This is a genomic window from Bdellovibrio sp. ZFWA1, assembly GCF_056175665.1.
Window position 1 is genome coordinate 183,918 of the sequence record NZ_JBJKJH010000002.1, and the last position, 15,887, is coordinate 199,804.

At 43.6% G+C, this 15,887-nt stretch carries 15 protein-coding genes; 6 read left to right on the forward strand and 9 right to left on the reverse strand.

All coding sequences use genetic code 11. From position 1 onward, the window contains the following. Positions 1-19 precede the first annotated feature (19 nt). Together AC04MN_RS10445 and hutH are read left to right on the forward strand one after the other, a co-directional pair. Complete coding sequence (locus AC04MN_RS10445) at positions 20-571, forward strand: hypothetical protein (protein ID WP_475383149.1); 552 nt, start codon at positions 20-22, stop codon at positions 569-571. 101 nt (positions 572-672) lie between these two features. Then, positions 673-2,208 (forward strand): histidine ammonia-lyase, encoded by a 1,536-nt coding sequence (gene hutH, locus AC04MN_RS10450; protein WP_475383150.1) that lies wholly within the window; start codon positions 673-675, stop codon positions 2,206-2,208. Between the two features lie 36 nt (positions 2,209-2,244). Here hutH and AC04MN_RS10455 read toward each other — a convergent pair whose 3' ends face one another. From AC04MN_RS10455 to AC04MN_RS10465, 3 genes are read right to left on the reverse strand one after another with little or no spacing between them, the layout of a single operon-like run. Continuing rightward, positions 2,245-3,342: an AI-2E family transporter gene (locus tag AC04MN_RS10455; protein WP_475383151.1), complete on the reverse strand. Its 1,098-nt coding sequence runs from the start codon at positions 3,340-3,342 to the stop codon at positions 2,245-2,247. Further along, positions 3,314-3,841, reverse strand: a complete 528-nt coding sequence (locus AC04MN_RS10460) for a hypothetical protein (protein ID WP_475383152.1) — start codon at positions 3,839-3,841, stop codon at positions 3,314-3,316. The genes AC04MN_RS10455 and AC04MN_RS10460 overlap by 29 nt, the downstream gene beginning before the upstream one ends. Positions 3,842-3,852: 11 nt before the next feature. Further along, on the reverse strand, positions 3,853-4,080 hold the full coding sequence (locus AC04MN_RS10465; RefSeq protein ID WP_475383153.1) for an ElaB/YgaM/YqjD family protein: 228 nt from the start codon (positions 4,078-4,080) through the stop codon (positions 3,853-3,855). Between the two features lie 162 nt (positions 4,081-4,242). Between AC04MN_RS10465 and AC04MN_RS10470 the strand changes: the two genes are divergently transcribed. Further along, positions 4,243-5,649 (forward strand): aspartate ammonia-lyase, encoded by a 1,407-nt coding sequence (locus tag AC04MN_RS10470; protein ID WP_475383154.1) that lies wholly within the window; start codon positions 4,243-4,245, stop codon positions 5,647-5,649. Positions 5,650-5,679: 30 nt separating this feature from the next. On the opposite strand, the gene AC04MN_RS10475 is transcribed toward AC04MN_RS10470, so the two are convergent. From AC04MN_RS10475 to AC04MN_RS10490, 4 genes are all read right to left on the reverse strand, one after another. Next, complete coding sequence (locus AC04MN_RS10475) at positions 5,680-6,144, reverse strand: FixH family protein (protein ID WP_475383155.1); 465 nt, start codon at positions 6,142-6,144, stop codon at positions 5,680-5,682. Positions 6,145-6,219: 75 nt separating this feature from the next. Beyond that, positions 6,220-6,735, reverse strand: coding sequence for a response regulator transcription factor (locus tag AC04MN_RS10480; protein WP_475383156.1), 516 nt, complete (start codon positions 6,733-6,735; stop codon positions 6,220-6,222). Next, entirely contained in the window at positions 6,732-7,949 is a 1,218-nt protein-coding gene (locus tag AC04MN_RS10485; protein WP_475383157.1) for an ATP-binding protein, read from the reverse strand. The genes AC04MN_RS10480 and AC04MN_RS10485 overlap by 4 nt, the downstream gene beginning before the upstream one ends. A 75-nt stretch (positions 7,950-8,024) precedes the next feature. Then, positions 8,025-9,347, reverse strand: coding sequence for a POT family MFS transporter (locus tag AC04MN_RS10490; RefSeq protein ID WP_475383158.1), 1,323 nt, complete (start codon positions 9,345-9,347; stop codon positions 8,025-8,027). Between the two features lie 150 nt (positions 9,348-9,497). Between AC04MN_RS10490 and hutU the strand changes: the two genes are divergently transcribed. The 3 genes from hutU to AC04MN_RS10505 all read left to right on the forward strand — a co-directional run bounded on the left by hutU (position 9,498) and on the right by AC04MN_RS10505 (position 14,351). Next, positions 9,498-11,165 (forward strand): urocanate hydratase, encoded by a 1,668-nt coding sequence (gene hutU, locus AC04MN_RS10495; RefSeq protein ID WP_475383159.1) that lies wholly within the window; start codon positions 9,498-9,500, stop codon positions 11,163-11,165. A 75-nt stretch (positions 11,166-11,240) separates the two neighbouring features. After that, a complete protein-coding gene (locus tag AC04MN_RS10500; RefSeq protein ID WP_475383160.1) occupies positions 11,241-12,377 on the forward strand; it encodes an OmpA family protein in 1,137 nt (378 codons plus the stop codon). A 162-nt stretch (positions 12,378-12,539) separates the two neighbouring features. Beyond that, positions 12,540-14,351, forward strand: coding sequence for a methyl-accepting chemotaxis protein (locus AC04MN_RS10505; RefSeq protein WP_475383161.1), 1,812 nt, complete (start codon positions 12,540-12,542; stop codon positions 14,349-14,351). 29 nt (positions 14,352-14,380) lie between these two features. Here AC04MN_RS10505 and AC04MN_RS10510 read toward each other — a convergent pair whose 3' ends face one another. Next, on the reverse strand, positions 14,381-15,304 hold the full coding sequence (locus tag AC04MN_RS10510; protein ID WP_475383162.1) for a hypothetical protein: 924 nt from the start codon (positions 15,302-15,304) through the stop codon (positions 14,381-14,383). A gap of 110 nt (positions 15,305-15,414) precedes the next feature. Beyond that, positions 15,415-15,885: a DUF4430 domain-containing protein gene (locus AC04MN_RS10515; protein ID WP_475383163.1), complete on the reverse strand. Its 471-nt coding sequence runs from the start codon at positions 15,883-15,885 to the stop codon at positions 15,415-15,417. Positions 15,886-15,887: the final 2 nt, after the last annotated feature.

Genomic DNA, 15,887 nt, shown 5'->3' on the forward strand with positions numbered 1-15,887 from the left:
AGAAGCCGAAATTCAGGTGGTGCCTTTCGCGCGCGTCGCCCACCAAATGAGTTTGGAAGGTTTGTCTTTTACAATATCCAATGAATACAAGGCAATGCAGGATTGTTGTCGAGCCGTGGATGCTTTATATGATACGGATGCAGTTTTATTTTTAAATAAAAATTTAAAGATTAAAAAATGGGATGAAAAAAAAGATTTAAGAATTACTCGAATGCGTGGAGGGTGTAACTTTCTGGCATCGAAAAATGATCCTCGAATCCAATTCATTGATGCCAACTCCTTTGAAAGTGCTTTGCTGATTGTAAAAAACGATCGCTTGGATGGCTTTTGTGCGACTCGAGACTCGATTGCATTTAATATGGTGGAGTCGAAAATGAAATATTCGGATTTTGGGGACATCTTATTTTTGGCTCCCATGCCGGTCTATGTTTATGTTCCCAAAGTCTTTTCAGAGGCCCAATCAAAAGAGATAACGGGGGCCATTGAGGCTCTAAAAAAGAAACAGTATTTTTCACGGCGACATAAAGAGTATTTGCGGTCAGTAAGCAAGGATTTATTGCTTAAAAAATAAGCAAAAACTTCATCCTCAATATGAATCAAGCGTGGACAAATTAAAAAGCCTTGCCTAAGATGCCAGCGAATTAGCAGCGTATTTTTGGCAGGGGAGGCTCTATGCAATTGACCGGTGAAAGTATCACACTTGAAGCTCTTTATGAGGCGGCTTACAATCCATCTACGAAGGTTAGTTTATCTGATTCCAGCCGTGCCGAGATGCAAAAGTCTCGAAGCTACATCGAAAATCGCATTGCCAACGGCGAAGTCATGTATGGGGTTAATACTGGATTTGGGGCCTTTTCAAGTGTACGTATCAGCGATTCGGAAATCGAACAGCTTCAGCGAAATTTGATCCGGTCTCACTCGATGGGAGTTGGCACTCCTTTTACTAAAAACGAAACTCGAGCGATGATGGTTTTACGAGCGAATGCTCTGGCTAAAGGCCATTCGGGTATTCGTCCCCAAGTTGTCGATAAAATTTTAGAGTTTTTAAATAACGACATCATTCCGGTGGTTCCTTCACAGGGGTCCGTTGGGGCTTCTGGGGATTTAGCGCCCTTGTCGCACTTAGCTTTGGCGATTATCGGCGAGGGGGAAGCGTGGGGATCTCAAGGTCAGATTTTAGAAGTCACCTCGTTGTTAAAGCAAAAAGGTATTGCGCCTTTAGAGCTAAAGGCTAAAGAGGGCCTATCGATGATCAACGGTTGCCAAGTGATGACGGCGATTGGGCTTTTGAGTTTGTTTGAGGCTCGTCGTTTGTTATGGTTGGCAGATTTGGCAGGCTCGATGTCACTTGAGGGCTTGCGAGGCTCTAGAAGAGCCTTTGATCCTTTGATTAGTGCAACTCGCCAGCATCCCGGCGAGGCGAAAACGGCCCGTAATATTTTAAAACTAGCAGGCATTGAAAGTGAAATTGGAAATTCGCATTTAGTTGATGATCCGCGAGTTCAGGATGCATACTCATTGCGATGCATGCCGGCGGTTCACGGTGCCGCTAAAGATGCCATTCGTTATGCCGTAAAAGTTTTAGAAACTGAGGCGAATTCTTCGACAGACAATCCGTTGGTGTTTGCTGACGCGAATAAAGTACTGTCTTGTGGAAATTTCCACGGAATGCCGGTGGCCCATGCAATGGATTTTGCAGGTATTGCGATTTCTTCCCAAGCCAGTATCAGTGAATGCCGAGTTTCTAAAATGATTTCGACTCAGATGAGCGAGCTTCCACCTTTCTTGGCTCCTAACGGTGGCTTGAATTCAGGACATATGATCGTGCAGGTGGCTGCAGCTTCACTTGTTAGCGAAAATAAAGTCTTAGCCCACCCAGCCAGCGTGGATTCAATTCCAACTTCGGCAGAAAAAGAAGATCACGTATCAATGGGCACCATTGCGGCCCGTAAGTTTGCCCAGATTTTAAGAAACGCAGAAAATGTAGTGGCCATGGAGTTTTTATCTGCGACTCAGTCATTGGATTTAGTATTGCCTCATAAGCCAAATGCTGGTGTGAGAGCGGCATTTGATTTGATTCGAAAGCATGTTCCTTTTGCAAAAGAAGATCGTATTTTTAGTAAAGATGTTGAGAAAATCAGAGGCTTGATGATTTCCGGAGAGCTACTGAAAGCGGCTCAAGACGCTGTCGGGGAATTAGAATGGTAAAAAAAGGAGCCACGCAAACGAAAGCGTGGCTTTTTTTTATTCAATCTCGTGAAGAGCTTGCTGATCGCTCAGTTCTTCCATTGATTCTGTTTTAGATTTTGGGAAGAATTCGTCAATCAAAATAGGAAGGGCTCCAAAAACCAAAGACGCAATCAATGGGCCCAAGAAAAGGCCAGGAAGTCCCATAGTGATCACGCCTCCAATGACAGCCAGGAAACTGATAATTCCTGGAACCTCAACTTCTCCTAGCGAAGCCAAGTAAGGACGAATGATATTGTCGGCGGTTCCCGAGACCACACTGATCACAAGCATTCCGATGCCTGCAACATTGTCGCCAACGGCAAACGAATATAGTGAGATCAAAAAGGCCACAGGGCCAGCACCTATAACAGGAATGAACGAGGCAATGAATGTCACAAAGAAAATCAGGAACCATTCGCCCATTTGGAAAACGGCAGCGCCTATAGTGACCACACTAGCTTGTAAAATCCCCGTAAGCACATTGGATAGAAAGACCTCGCGGCTGCTAGACTTTAAAACCTGAAGAAATTTTTTCCCATTTTCATTTTGAAATCCAAAGTAGCGCTCGTAAAGTTGGCGAATTTCGATTTCGTAAAATAGGAAAAAATAAATTGAAAGAATCATGATCAATGTGAAAAGCACTAAATCAGGAATTTGGCCCAATAGGTTGCTAAAAATATTGAATATGAAGTGAGTGACTGTGGCTAAGCCCTGATCAATGTACTGTTGAAGGCTCTCGAGGCTAATACCAAAGCTGGGGGCGTACTTGTCAATCAGCTGCAGCGTGTGATCTTGAATCTCTTTCAGTTTTGCCATGGTACTTGGGTCGTTAATGGCATGAGTGAGCAATGCTGAGCCGCGAATAAGAAATGCCAAGGTAGGAGCTAGGAAAATTAAAAAAATACCTGCCATTAAAATATTTAGCGACGTCTTTTTAGTGAAGCCTCGACTTTCGATTTTTTGTAATAACGAACTTAAAGCTAATGCTAAAATGCCTCCCATAATCATGGCTGGCAGAAAGGGCATTAGTAAGTACGCGAATGAAGCTAGAATCAGGATCGCTGATGCCGCCTTAAAGAAATTCCTACTGATCTGATTTTTGATGTTCATCATTAGATGTCTGTCCTGTTTGCTGTTGGCGTTTCCACTCACGTTCCTTTATGAAGTCTAAAATCAGAAGACTGATTGCTGACTCTATGGGGGCAGAATCCATTTTCGCTTGAGACGGCTGGGACGCTGGCTTGGAAGTCATTTCTTCTTTTTCTGCAAATGCCTTTGACCATGTTTTGCGAGTTGTTGAGTAGACAATTGTTAAGATGCAGGCGGCATTGAATAACAGCAAAAAGATAATTGAGTTCGTCAGAGCAAACTCTCCTTTATCAAGTTGATCTAAAAGTCGAATTATAAAAAAGTGCATACCCAACAAAAAAAGCAGAAGAGCTGCAAAGGTCACGGCAAAAAGAATAAGAATACGGCGAATTTGTTGAATAAGTTCTTGAGACAATTCGAGGGCTTTATCGAATCCCATGCCGGCTAGATTAGTCATCCCTGCTAGGCCATTGGCTTTAATAAAGGTTTGAATGATAAGTTTTAAAATCTGAGAAAAATCCATATAACAAGCCTCTACTTTCTTGATCCAAAGCAGCGTCCAATCAGGAAGCCTAAAGTCAACGCGATGCCCACCGCAGCCAAAGGATGTTTTTTTATTATCGTACGTAGTTCTTGGGCCGTTTCGCTTAAGTTCTTTTCTGCTTCCTCCAGAGATTTTCTGTACTTAGCCATTTGCTCTTGCATTTGCCCTTCCAGCTCGTTCATTTTCTCTTGTGTCGACTTTGTGTTCGGTTGTTCCATAGGGCTCCTTCGAGATATAAATGAATCTGTGATTAAAAGTGTAGCTTCGTGTAACATGAAGTCAAAATGTCTTTTTTATGACTTTCAGAGTCCATAAAATCGGTTTTCTATTTTAAGTTGTTATGCAAAGATTCAGTTTTGAAAGTTTCTTGAAGGTGAAATATGACTCGAATAGAAAAAGATTTTTTGGGTGAAAAGGCTTTACCTACTGAAGCCTATTACGGTGTTCAATCTTTGCGAGGAAAAGAAAACTTTAACATCACCGGAATTCCGATGTCGCAAGAAGCGGCCTTTGTGAAAGCATTTGGATTTGTAAAAAAAGCGGCGGCTTTGGCAAACAAAGAACTTGGCGCATTGGATTCCAGTATTGCGGATGCCATCGTTTGGGCCTGCGATCAGATTATTGCCGGTCGTTATCATGATCAGTTTATCACTGATTTTATTCAAGGTGGCGCAGGTACCTCTACAAACATGAATGCGAACGAAGTTATTGCAAACTTGGCCCTTGAACATTTGGGACACTCCAAAGGTGCTTATCATGTTATTAGCCCTAACGATCACGTGAATTGTTCTCAGTCTACGAACGATGCGTATCCGACGGCTTTTAGATTGGCATTGATCCTACGTTTGCAAGAATACAAGAGTACTTTATTAGATTTACAGTCGGCTTTGTTTGCTAAGGGGACCGAGCTCGAAGCGGTCATGAAAATGGGAAGAACTCATTTACAAGATGCGGTGCCGATGTCATTAGGTAAAGAGTTTCATGGTTGGGGCACTACGATTGGTGAAGAAGTCGAACGAGTTCAAGAGGCTCGACAGCTTCTGCGCGAAATGAATATGGGGGCTACAGCTATTGGCACATCGGTGAACGCGCCGAAGGGCTATCCTGAGGTTGTCACTCGTTATCTGTCGCAGGTGTCAGGAGTAGATTGTATTTTAGCTGGGGACCTTATCGAGGCCACTTCTGATACAGGTGCTTATGTTTTTGTATCGGGAGTATTAAAGCGCACCGCCGTGAAACTGACGAAGATTTGTAATGACATTCGTCTGCTAGCTTCGGGGCCACGCTGTGGTTTGAATGAAATCAATTTACCTCAGATGCAGCCAGGTTCTTCGATAATGCCAGGCAAGGTGAATCCTGTGATACCAGAGGTGGTAAATCAAACCAGCTTCTTTGTGATCGGAATGGATTTGACGGTGACATTGGCCGCCTCGGCAGGTCAATTGCAATTGAATGTGATGGAGCCGGTGATTTCTTACGCTTTATTTAGCAGTATACGCAGTATGGAAAATGCAGTTCGCAGTCTTCGGGTAAATTGTATCGAGGGTATCACGGCCAACGCGGAAGTGAGTAAGCAACAGGTGATGAACTCTTTAGGAATTGCGACTGTGCTAAATCCTATTTTGGGTTATAAGCAGTGTGCAGAGATTGTTCGTGAAGGATACAATCAAAATAAGTCTTTACATCAGATTGTTGTGCAAGAGCGCAAGCTATTGAGTCAAGAACGTTGGGATGAAGTCTTTTCTTTTGAAAATTTGATCAATCCAGTTTTCCAGGTAAACAAATAAAAAAGGGCTCCATTCTGGAGCCCTTTTTCTTTATTGGATGACAACGGGAAGGATGCCGGTCTCTTCGCCATTTTGAGTTTCGATTTTAACTTTGATTTGCCATTGTCCCATCATTACAAACCACACGTTGCTGACTTTGAAAGTCGCAGCATCCAGTTGTTCGATAGTCACGGGTGCCGAGCCATGTCCATGACCGTGGCCCATATCCATCCAAAGCTCGACAGAAACTTTTTTAATATCTAAAGCATGATGAGACTCAAGCTTTAAAGTAAATGTAGAATCTTCATTTGAGTTTGGAGCTTTTGTAAATTGCACCTGAGCGCATGTCATTAGACTTTTAAATTCGATCGAGCATTTTTGATCTACGGGCTTCTGAGGAGCCGGGGCGTGACCACCGTGATCGTGTCCTCCGCCGTGTTGATGGTCTTCGCAGGCAAGGACCGGAGATTGGAATGCTAAAAGGGTCATAAAAGCTAAAGCAATAGTTTTTGTCATAAGTATTCCTTTGTGAATAGCGTGGTTATAGGCTTTTTGTATCCAATTTTAAAGGCCGCAATTTGTTGCGGCTGCTTATTTCAGTTTTTTAAGCTTTCTTTGTAAACTCTGTCTGTGTAGACCCAATTCTTTGGCGGTATGAGTTATATTGCCCTCATTTTTTTGTAACACAAAGTCTATATATTCGTGTTCAAATTCGGATAAGGTAGGCAATGAAAGATCTTCTGGTTGATCTTGTGTGGCGCGGCCGTCCAGAGCGGCTAGAAGAATCTTAAAGCGCACGGGTTTGATTAAATAATTTGTTGCCCCACGCTTAAGGGCCTCAACGCAAGTAGCGATACTTCCATATCCGCTCAGCATGACGATTTTAATTTTCGGATTGGTAGCCTTCAGTTTCTCGATGGCGTCGAGTCCTGATTCGCCAACAAGTCGAATATCTAATACAGCTTCATCAAAGCTTTGGTTTGGAATGTCCTTCAGGCATGTCACAGTGGTGATGTCGTATTCCAACGCTGCAAAGTCCTTGCTTAAGGATCTTAAGAAATGAACTTGGTCATCTAGCAATAGAATGCGTTTTTTTTGCGTGCTCATGGCAGATTTCCTGTTAAGGCTTCGATTGGGGGGACTGCGGTATTTGTTTGATAAGGCAAATCAAGACGGACTCTGGCACCTTTAGGTAAATTTTCGACACTCAGTTTTCCGCCTTGCGATAAGGCATATAAGTATACATTGTAGAGTCCCATGCCATGGTGACTACCGCGGCTCGAGTTATAAGGTTGCCCCAAGTTGGAGACAACTTCAGCAGGAAAGCCTGGCCCCTTGTCGATCACTTCTAAAGAAAGGGAATCGTTTTTTTTGATCATCCTAAATTGGCAAGCTCCTGCGAACTCTAAGGCGTTGTGTATAAGAACTTCTATGTTCTCTTTTAAAACCTCTTTGTCGCCACGCCAATGGACATTTTCATCGAGGTAGGTCGTGACTTGGGGGAATTGCGGAAGCCATTCACTCAGAAAAGATGTAAGGTCGACTCGGTCTTCGATGAAGTCGGCTTGATTTTCAAATGCTAGATTTATTTGACGAAGCAGTTGTTCGCACGATTCCAAGGCGGACATGGCATCGGCTAAGTTTTCATTTTTAGAGTTTAAATTTAATTCTCTTTCGATGTCCAGCATTGCGGTATTCAGCGGGGTGCCCATTTTATGAAGAAGGGCCGAGGTCAGTGAATGTAGGTTCACTAATTTGTCTTTTTGTGTTTGGCGGAACCATAAATTTTGGTGATTCCGTTTTATTTGCTCGAAGCTTTTTCTGGAGACTTGCCCAGTAATCCACATCAGGAAAGCTGCACAAATGACGGACAAGGCCTGCACTTTTTCAAAGACAGTCGAAAGAGGTAGTGGCTGGGTTTCCGAAGGCATTATTAGCAGACCAAAAAGTGCTAGTAATGAAAACATTAAATGCAGAAAGCTTTGGCGAAAATCGAGATGTCTTGTTTCAACAAAAAGGGGAATAACTGCAAGCCACCACAGAGGATTTTCAATACCCCCCGACGTCAGAGTTGTGGCAAATAAAAAAAACTGAATGATCAAAGTTTCAGCAAAAGGACGCCATTTCACATGTACTGATGTAGAGTCCTGCCGAAGCCAGGAAAGCATCAGCCAAAAAAGATACAAACTCATGGCGCCAATGGAAAGTGTGATATTATTTCTTGTGCTTAAGTTTAAGAGCACGCCAAAGATCAGTTGGCCTAAGGCCATAAAGAAATAAAGTAAGCGCCAAACTGTCGTTGAAAGCTGCCATTGTAACATGGCGGGAACGTATCAACCTTTGCGGCGACGGGCAAGGATTGCCCGTCATTGCCACAATTTGTTGCGTTTGTTATTTTAAGCTTTTTGCTCCATGTAATTCCGCATTTTATAGAAGTGAGCATTGATCGAGAAAAGGATCCCGGCCAAGAGCATCAATCCCGCAAAGAAAAGGAAATAAGAGCTGCTGGCGACAGGAAAGGTGTTGAGCTTACTCATGATGGCCGTCAGGGTATTTCCCAAAAAGACGGTAATAAAGAAAAGACTCATCACGGTGGATTTCATTTCCCGCGGGGCTTGAGTGTAAGCAAATTCTAAACCGGTAATAGAAACTAAAATCTCTGACGAGGTGATAAGTCCGTAAGAGACAATTTGCCAAAGGACGCTGACGTTTTGCCCCAGCTCTAATTTTTGTTGAATAAAGGCCGCAAAAGCAAAGGCAGAACCGGCTAATATCATTCCGCTGCTCATTTTTCGCAGTGGTGTGAGGCGAATGCCCAGCTTTTCAATAGTGGGATAGATGACCAAAGAAAAAAGCGGAATAAATAATAAAACGATGATTGGATTCAGGGCTTGGATTTGTGCTTCATGCAGCTGGAAGCCTGCAATTTGTCGATCCATCTGTTGAGCTTGCAAGGTCCATGTCGAGCCATGCTGTTCAAATAAAGACCAGAACAGAGTGATCCAAACGAAAATACTCATCACGCCAAAGACCGCTTTGACGCCTTCCATTTTTTGCTGACCATGAATTTGAAGTGCCTTTTCTTTACCATGGATCAGAATGTTTTTCAGAATAATCCAAAACGAATGAGGATTGGGGCCTGAAGGGGGGACGTGGACATAGTGTTTGCGGCCCATCCAAAAAATCAAGGTTGCAAGGGCCATTAATATTCCCGGTATGCCGAAAGCCACGCCGGCGCCGTATTTTTGGTAGGTCCATGGGGTTAAAAGAGTCGAAAAGAAAGAGCCAAAATTAATCATCCAGTAGAACAGGTCAAAAACCTTCCTAAGCAAAGCTTCTTGTCCTGCTTGAAATTGGTCGCCGACATGGGCTGAAACACAGGGCTTAATACCACCGGCTCCTAGAGCGATAAATCCCAAGCCAATTGTCAGCCCCAATGCATTTTCCCATATGGATAAAATCCCATGGCCAACGCAATAAAAAAGGGAAAGAGTCATGATGGTTTTATATTTTCCTAAATAGCGATCTGCGAGCCAAGCCCCAAACAGAGGAGTTAAGTAACAAGCCGCAGAAAAAATGTGGTAGTTAGAAACTGCCTGATTTTTGTCCATCAGCAATGAAGTTGTCATAAAAACGACCAAAATAGACTTCATGCCGTAAAATGAGTAGCGCTCTGCCGCTTCGTTGCCAATGATGTATTTAATCTGTTTAGGAAACATAGAATCAAACTCCTTAAAGTTTCTACTGCGAGTAATAAATTGTAGCAAACCAGAGTTATTGCTTTATGTCTAAACCAAAGTGTGGCAATTCTTTAAATCTTATTAAGGTTTTTGAGTTCAGTATTTTTATCCAAGTACGAGGAAATAGGGATGGCGGAACAAGCAGCAAAAGGTCAAAGAGTCGTAAAAGCCCCAACGGGAACGAAGATGCATTGTAAAGGTTGGCTTCAAGAGGCCGCGTACAGAATGATTCAAAACAATTTGGATCCCATGGTTGCCGAACGCCCCGAGGATTTAGTTGTCTACGGTGGTATCGGTAAGGCCGCTCGAAATTGGGAGAGTTTTGATAAAATTTTGGAGGCTTTAACTCAACTCGAGAACAACGAAACTTTGTTGGTTCAGTCCGGAAAACCGATTGGTGTTTTAAAGACCCACGAGGACGCTCCACGAGTCCTGATTGCCAATTCAAACCTGGTTCCGAAGTGGGCCAACTGGGAACACTTCAACGAGTTAGATAAAAAGGGCCTGATGATGTACGGCCAAATGACGGCGGGTTCGTGGATTTATATTGGAACTCAAGGAATTCTTCAGGGCACTTACGAGACATTTGCGGAGGCGGGTCGTCAGCATTTTGGTGGTGACCTTAAAGGCCGCATTATTTTAACAGCGGGTCTTGGGGGAATGGGTGGGGCTCAGCCCTTGGCTGGAGTCTTTGCAGGAGCCACGGTCATCGCAGTTGAAATTGATCCCACACGTATCGACTTCCGTTTAAAAACTCGTTATGTGGATGAAAAAGCAAACTCCATCGAAGACGCGATCACCAGAGCGAAAGCTTATGCGGCCAAAGGTGAGGCGAAGTCCATTGCTCTTGAAGGCAATATGGCCACTGTAATTTGGGAAATGATTGAAAAAGGATTTACTCCTGACGTTTTGACCGATCAGACTTCGGCTCATGATCCGTTGAATGGCTATATCCCAGAGGGCCACACAGTTGAAACGGCGAAAGTGTTTAGAACTGAAAATCAAAAAGCCTATTTAGAGGCCGCCTATGCTGCGATGGCAAAGCATGTCCGTGGAATGCTTAAAATGAAATCTGCTGGTGCGATCACTTTTGACTATGGAAATAATCTTCGAGCGCGGGCTCAAGAGGCTGGTGTTGAGAACGCTTTTGATTTCCCTGGATTTGTTCCCGCTTATATACGTCCGTTATTTTGTAAAGGCAGCGGTCCATTCAGATGGGTGGCATTATCGGGAGATCCCGAGGATATTCGTGTGACTGATCAAGCACTGCGCGAGTTGTTCCCTGATAAAAAACATTTGCTGAAGTGGTTGGATATGGCTCAAGAGCGTATTGCTTTTCAAGGTCTGCCAGCTCGTATATGCTGGCTTGAGTATGGAGAGCGCGTGAAGGCGGGCTTACTATTTAATAGGCTTGTTGCTGAAGGCAAGGTCAAAGCGCCAATTGTTATTGGTCGAGATCATTTGGACTGCGGCTCGGTGGCTTCGCCAAACCGTGAGACAGAGGCAATGAAGGATGGTTCTGATGCCGTTTCAGATTGGGCTCTTTTAAATGCTTTGGTGAACACGGCTTGTGGGGCGACTTGGGTCAGCCTTCATCATGGTGGCGGAGTGGGCATGGGTTTTAGCCAGCATGCGGGCCAAGTGATTGTTGCCGATGGAACAGAAAAGGCCGCAGCTCGTTTAGAGCGAGTGCTAACTGCAGATCCAGCGATGGGAGTCTTTAGGCATTTGGATGCAGGATACGAGTCAGCAAAAGAAGTTGCTATTGAGCGAGGCGTTAAAAGCTGTTGGATCTAAAAAAGCGTGTCATCGTTTAGTTATTGGCAAATAATCGACGGATTGAAGAATCATTTATCAATCAAGGAGTGGATGATGAAAGCTCAACAACTAGACAGACTGACAACGGGTTCATTTGTAGCGGCAGCTTTGCTTGCAAGCTTTGTAGCATTACCGCCAAAGTTGGCTTTGGCGGCTTCAGCGTCATCACAGTCTCCAGGTTCTGTAGAGTCGGCCAACTCGGATTATGAGTATATACCGGCATCAACGATGTCAATGGATGGAAAAGTCTTGGGCTTCGTTCCGTTCTTTGGAGCTGGTATTGGATATATGGACCGTTCTTCACGTTATGAAACCGAAGGTGTTCCATCTGATATTCGTTTACTTGGCTCATATTATTTTGAAGAAAAGCCTTTTGTATTAGATCTAGGCTTGGGCCTTCGTCATCAAAGTTATTCGCAAAAAATCGGCGGCAAAGAGACGACTTCAGGGAATATCGAAGGGGCATTGCGATATCAATTGCAGGACGCTTGGTCTGCTGGTGGCGTTGTTCAGATGATGGCCGGCAAAGGAAAGCATGTCGGGGCTCGCTCTGAAAATGCTCAGTTTCTTGGGGTTCAATTAATTAAAGAAATTCCAGTTAAATTAGATTTCCCAAGTGTTCTTCGGGTTGGAGGCCGTTTGATGACGGACTTAAACGTATCTAAAGAACAGGTCAATTATGCCATGGTCGAAGTGGCTTTAGGTTTTCCTGAAGTTCAGACTGTAGCCCGGAACGATCGCCCTGCATATCGACCGGTTGCTAAGCTTGTGCCGCAAAAAATTGTAATTCAAGACGAGATCAAAAAAGATGCGCGCAACTCTCAATTTAAAATCGACTCTGCAGAAATTGCATTGGCACAAAAAGAGTATTTGCAGCGGTTTGCCATGGCGGTTGCAAATCGCAATCAAATCGTGGAGCGTTTGCACGTTGTCGGTCATGCCGATGATACGGGGACTCCTCAGCACAATATGCAATTGTCAAAAAAACGGGCCGAGGCCGTGGCTGCCGAGCTACGCGCAGCTGGAGTTCCGGCTGGCATGATCACTATCGACTGGAAAGGTGAAACAATGCCTTTGGTTGCCGGAGAGGCCGAGGCGCAAAGATCTGTGAACAGACGAGTCGAGATTCAATTTGTAAATATTCAGGACCAAACAGCTTTAAGTGATATTGTGGATTCGATTTCTCGTTAATAAACAAGCCCGCCTTTTGGCGGGCTTGTTTATTTTACGTGGTCAGTATTTGTTTGATCTGCGGACTCTTATTACAAATTCAGAAAATACTAAACGATAGTCCAGTCATCAATCTTCCAATTATTCCGAAATTTTAATAATAAATTGAGGAATTTTACATCTATGAAAAGGCTTCCCTTAAGTATTCGGCTTCTTTTAAATGTTCTTGTTTTTTCTATTCCTATTTTGGTTCTGACTTATTTAATGTTCAGGTCCGAGACCACGAATATCGACTTTGCGTCTCAAGAACTCAAAGGAAATTTATTTCAACAGAAACTGCAGGATGTCGCAGATTCATTGGTGGAAGTAAAAAAATCACCAGGTGATGCGGGGACTGAAAAACGTCTTCAAGATTCGATCGCCAGCTTAGATTTTGCCTATAAGGTTGAGCTTGACTCATTGAAGTTGAGCGATAAAGAACTTGAAGATCGTCAGCGTGGGCATGCAAAAATGTCCGAGATATTACAGCGGATCGAAGCAAAAAATTTGGATCAAGCATGGCTTTCTATTCGTGCAGCGATCACTCATATTGGTGATACCTCAAATTTAATTTTAGACCCTGATTTAGATACCTACTATCTTATGGATGTGACTCTTTTAGCTTTGCCGCAGATGCAAGATCGCTTGTGGAATCTGCATAATTGGGTAGTGAGTGCTAAAGGCGTAAATTGGAGTGATGAATCTGTTAAACTTAACAAGATCATTGAGGCCCAAGTGTTGGCAAGCCAATTTGAACAATCTGACTTAGCCAGAATTCAAGCTGATGTTGCCACTATTTTAAATGAAGATAAGAACTTTTATGGTCCCCTGGAAGAAACTCAAGTTCTATTACCCACAGGACTATCAAAACTTGAAAAAGCAAGTTTAGCACTCGTTGAATCTTTAAAAGTATTAAAAAATAAAGATGGTTTAACAGATGTCATTTCGAAAAAAGAAGTACTTGAGGGCGTAAGTTCCTCGGTCTGGAAAGACTATTCGCAGCTTATGTCTTTAATGTTGGAACGGCGTTTGACTGTTTTAAAGGATCATAGAAGTAGTTCCATTATGTGGGCGTCCTTGGCTTTGTTGGTTGCAATCCTATTTTCAATAATGGTTGGTTTTTCATTAAGTTCGACAATTAAAAATATTTTGAATTCGATCGTGAATCTTCGCGAAAGCTCTGCCAGTTCAACCGAGATTGGTGGTGTATTGGCAGAAACAAGCCGGCAAGTTGCGGTGAGTGTGGCCTCTCAGGGGGCGGCCATTGAGCAGACCTCAGCCTCGGTGACTGAAATGGGTGCGATGATCAAAGTAAATGCGAGCCATACCGAGAGAGCCTTCGATGTCGCCTCAATGGCTAATCAGAAAGCCGTTGAAGGCGAGCGTCAGATTTCGTCGATGAGAATGTCCATGGATGACATTAAAAAAAGTTCGGCCCAGATCGTAGAAACTTTAACTTTAATTGATGATATTGCATTTCAAACAAACCTATTGGCACTCAATGCCTCGATTGAAGCGGCGAGGGCTGGCGAGCATGGCAAAGGCTTTGCTGTCGTTGCTGAAGCAGTAAGAAGTTTGGCGACACGAAGTGCTGAATCGGCTCAATATATCAAAACGTTAGTTGGATCAAATGTAGAAACTATTGAAAGAGGTGCCTTGCAGGCATTGGATTCTGAGCGTTCGTTGAATGAAATTGTGGCAGCGATTCGCGAGTTGAGTGGTTTTAATAGCGAAATTGCTAAGTCTTCTAAAGAGCAGTCGCAAGCCATAGATCTAATCAATGAAGCCATGTTGCAGTTAGAGGCGGGCACAGTTACTAATAGCCGGTCGATAGAATCGGTGGCCGATACAGCTGAAAACTTGCAAGAACAAGCCCTTCGCTTAAATCAAATCATTTGGGTTTTAGAACGAGAAGTCTTAGGACGAAACTCTGAACTCAAAGATCGGGAAGCATAAAGAAAAAGCCCACAGATGTGGGCTTTTTTTTAAAGTTCAAGTTCTCCATCGTCGCTTCCTGATTCCTCTGGTGAGTCCGGTATTTCTGGAGTCGGCGGCTCTTCACTGGTCTCTGGTTTATTTTCAAGCTGAAGGTCATCACCAAAGTCATCAGATTTTGAAGTTGCTTCCGGCGGAGTGCTTTGTTTTTCAGTTGCGACATCGTCAATAGCCTCATCTACCATCGAGGACTCAGTCGTATTTGGAGTGTTGGTTGGAGTGAATTCATCTTTGATGTCTAAGTTTTTAATCGCAGAGTCAGGCTTGGTGTCAGAGACATAACCCCGACGTTCACGCCATGGAGTTGTCGATCTTTCAAAGTCCATCGGTAGCGAAAAGGAAACGCCGTAAATTTTGGCCTCAACCCCTGAAAGCGAGCTGCCACTTCCAGACAGGTAGACTGGCTCGGACATATCAAAGTTCACTAGCATTTTATCCGAGACATAATAAGATAAACCAGCGCGATAGCCGCCAGTTACAAAACCACTCGACATTGCGTCCGATGAGGCCCATGCACGTTGCTGAAGGTCCAACGATAGATACCAGCGCACGGGAACATATTCCAAGGTATACCCAAAACCTATGCCTGCGGAGAAGATATTTAAAGCTTCTTTTTTTGAATTTTGTTCGACAGCACTCATGGCGTTGTCATAGCGTAAGTCTAAACCGAAGTAGATATCATTTGCATACCATCCCAAAATTGAAGAGACGAAGAAGGTATTTGCACCAGATTGATTTGAGGTCGTGCCATTTTCTGAATACTTCACCCCGGCAGAGCCTAATCCGACCTTGGGTTCAAAGTAGAAACGAATAGGGGTTGATTCCGTTTCTTGAAACATGTCATTGAATTGAGCCTGAGCGGTACCACTCAAGGCTAAGAGTCCCAAAATTGTCGAACACAGTTGCTTTTTCATCGGCGCTCTCCTCGTAAATAATTTCTCATTGTTTCGAGGTGAGTTCAATTTTATCCGCCGAGGCACAAGGCCGGCTAGGATCAAGGTCTAGGCGAAATTGGTTGCGATCTTTAGTGGGCCTCAGAGCAAAACTGAGCAGATTGGACCGTCCAAGCCGGAACGCAATAGTTAATCCATTCGCCGTTTTTATTAAGAGAGAAGGCATAGAACCAAGTAAGTTTGTCGTCCTGATCTAAAAAGCGAAGTTGGTCTGGCATGACATCAGGAATTAGACCATTGATAGAGTAACACCATCCGTAAGCCCGCATTTCGTTGTCGCTTAGTACTTCAAGTGCATCTAATCCAACAGGGCTATTTGCAATTGAATTAAAGCCCTGCTCGACGCCGATAAAGGGTATTTTATTTTCATTAAAAATTCGCAGCGAATATTTGCCTACCGATTCTTGAAAATTCGTTTTTGCACTTCCCTGAAATAAAGGCGTCTTAGAACAGGCGCCGATGACTTCCCATTGAATCGCAAATACTTCTGATGGAAGTAGAATCATAAGGGCCGTAAAAAGACTAATAAAATTAGATAACATAG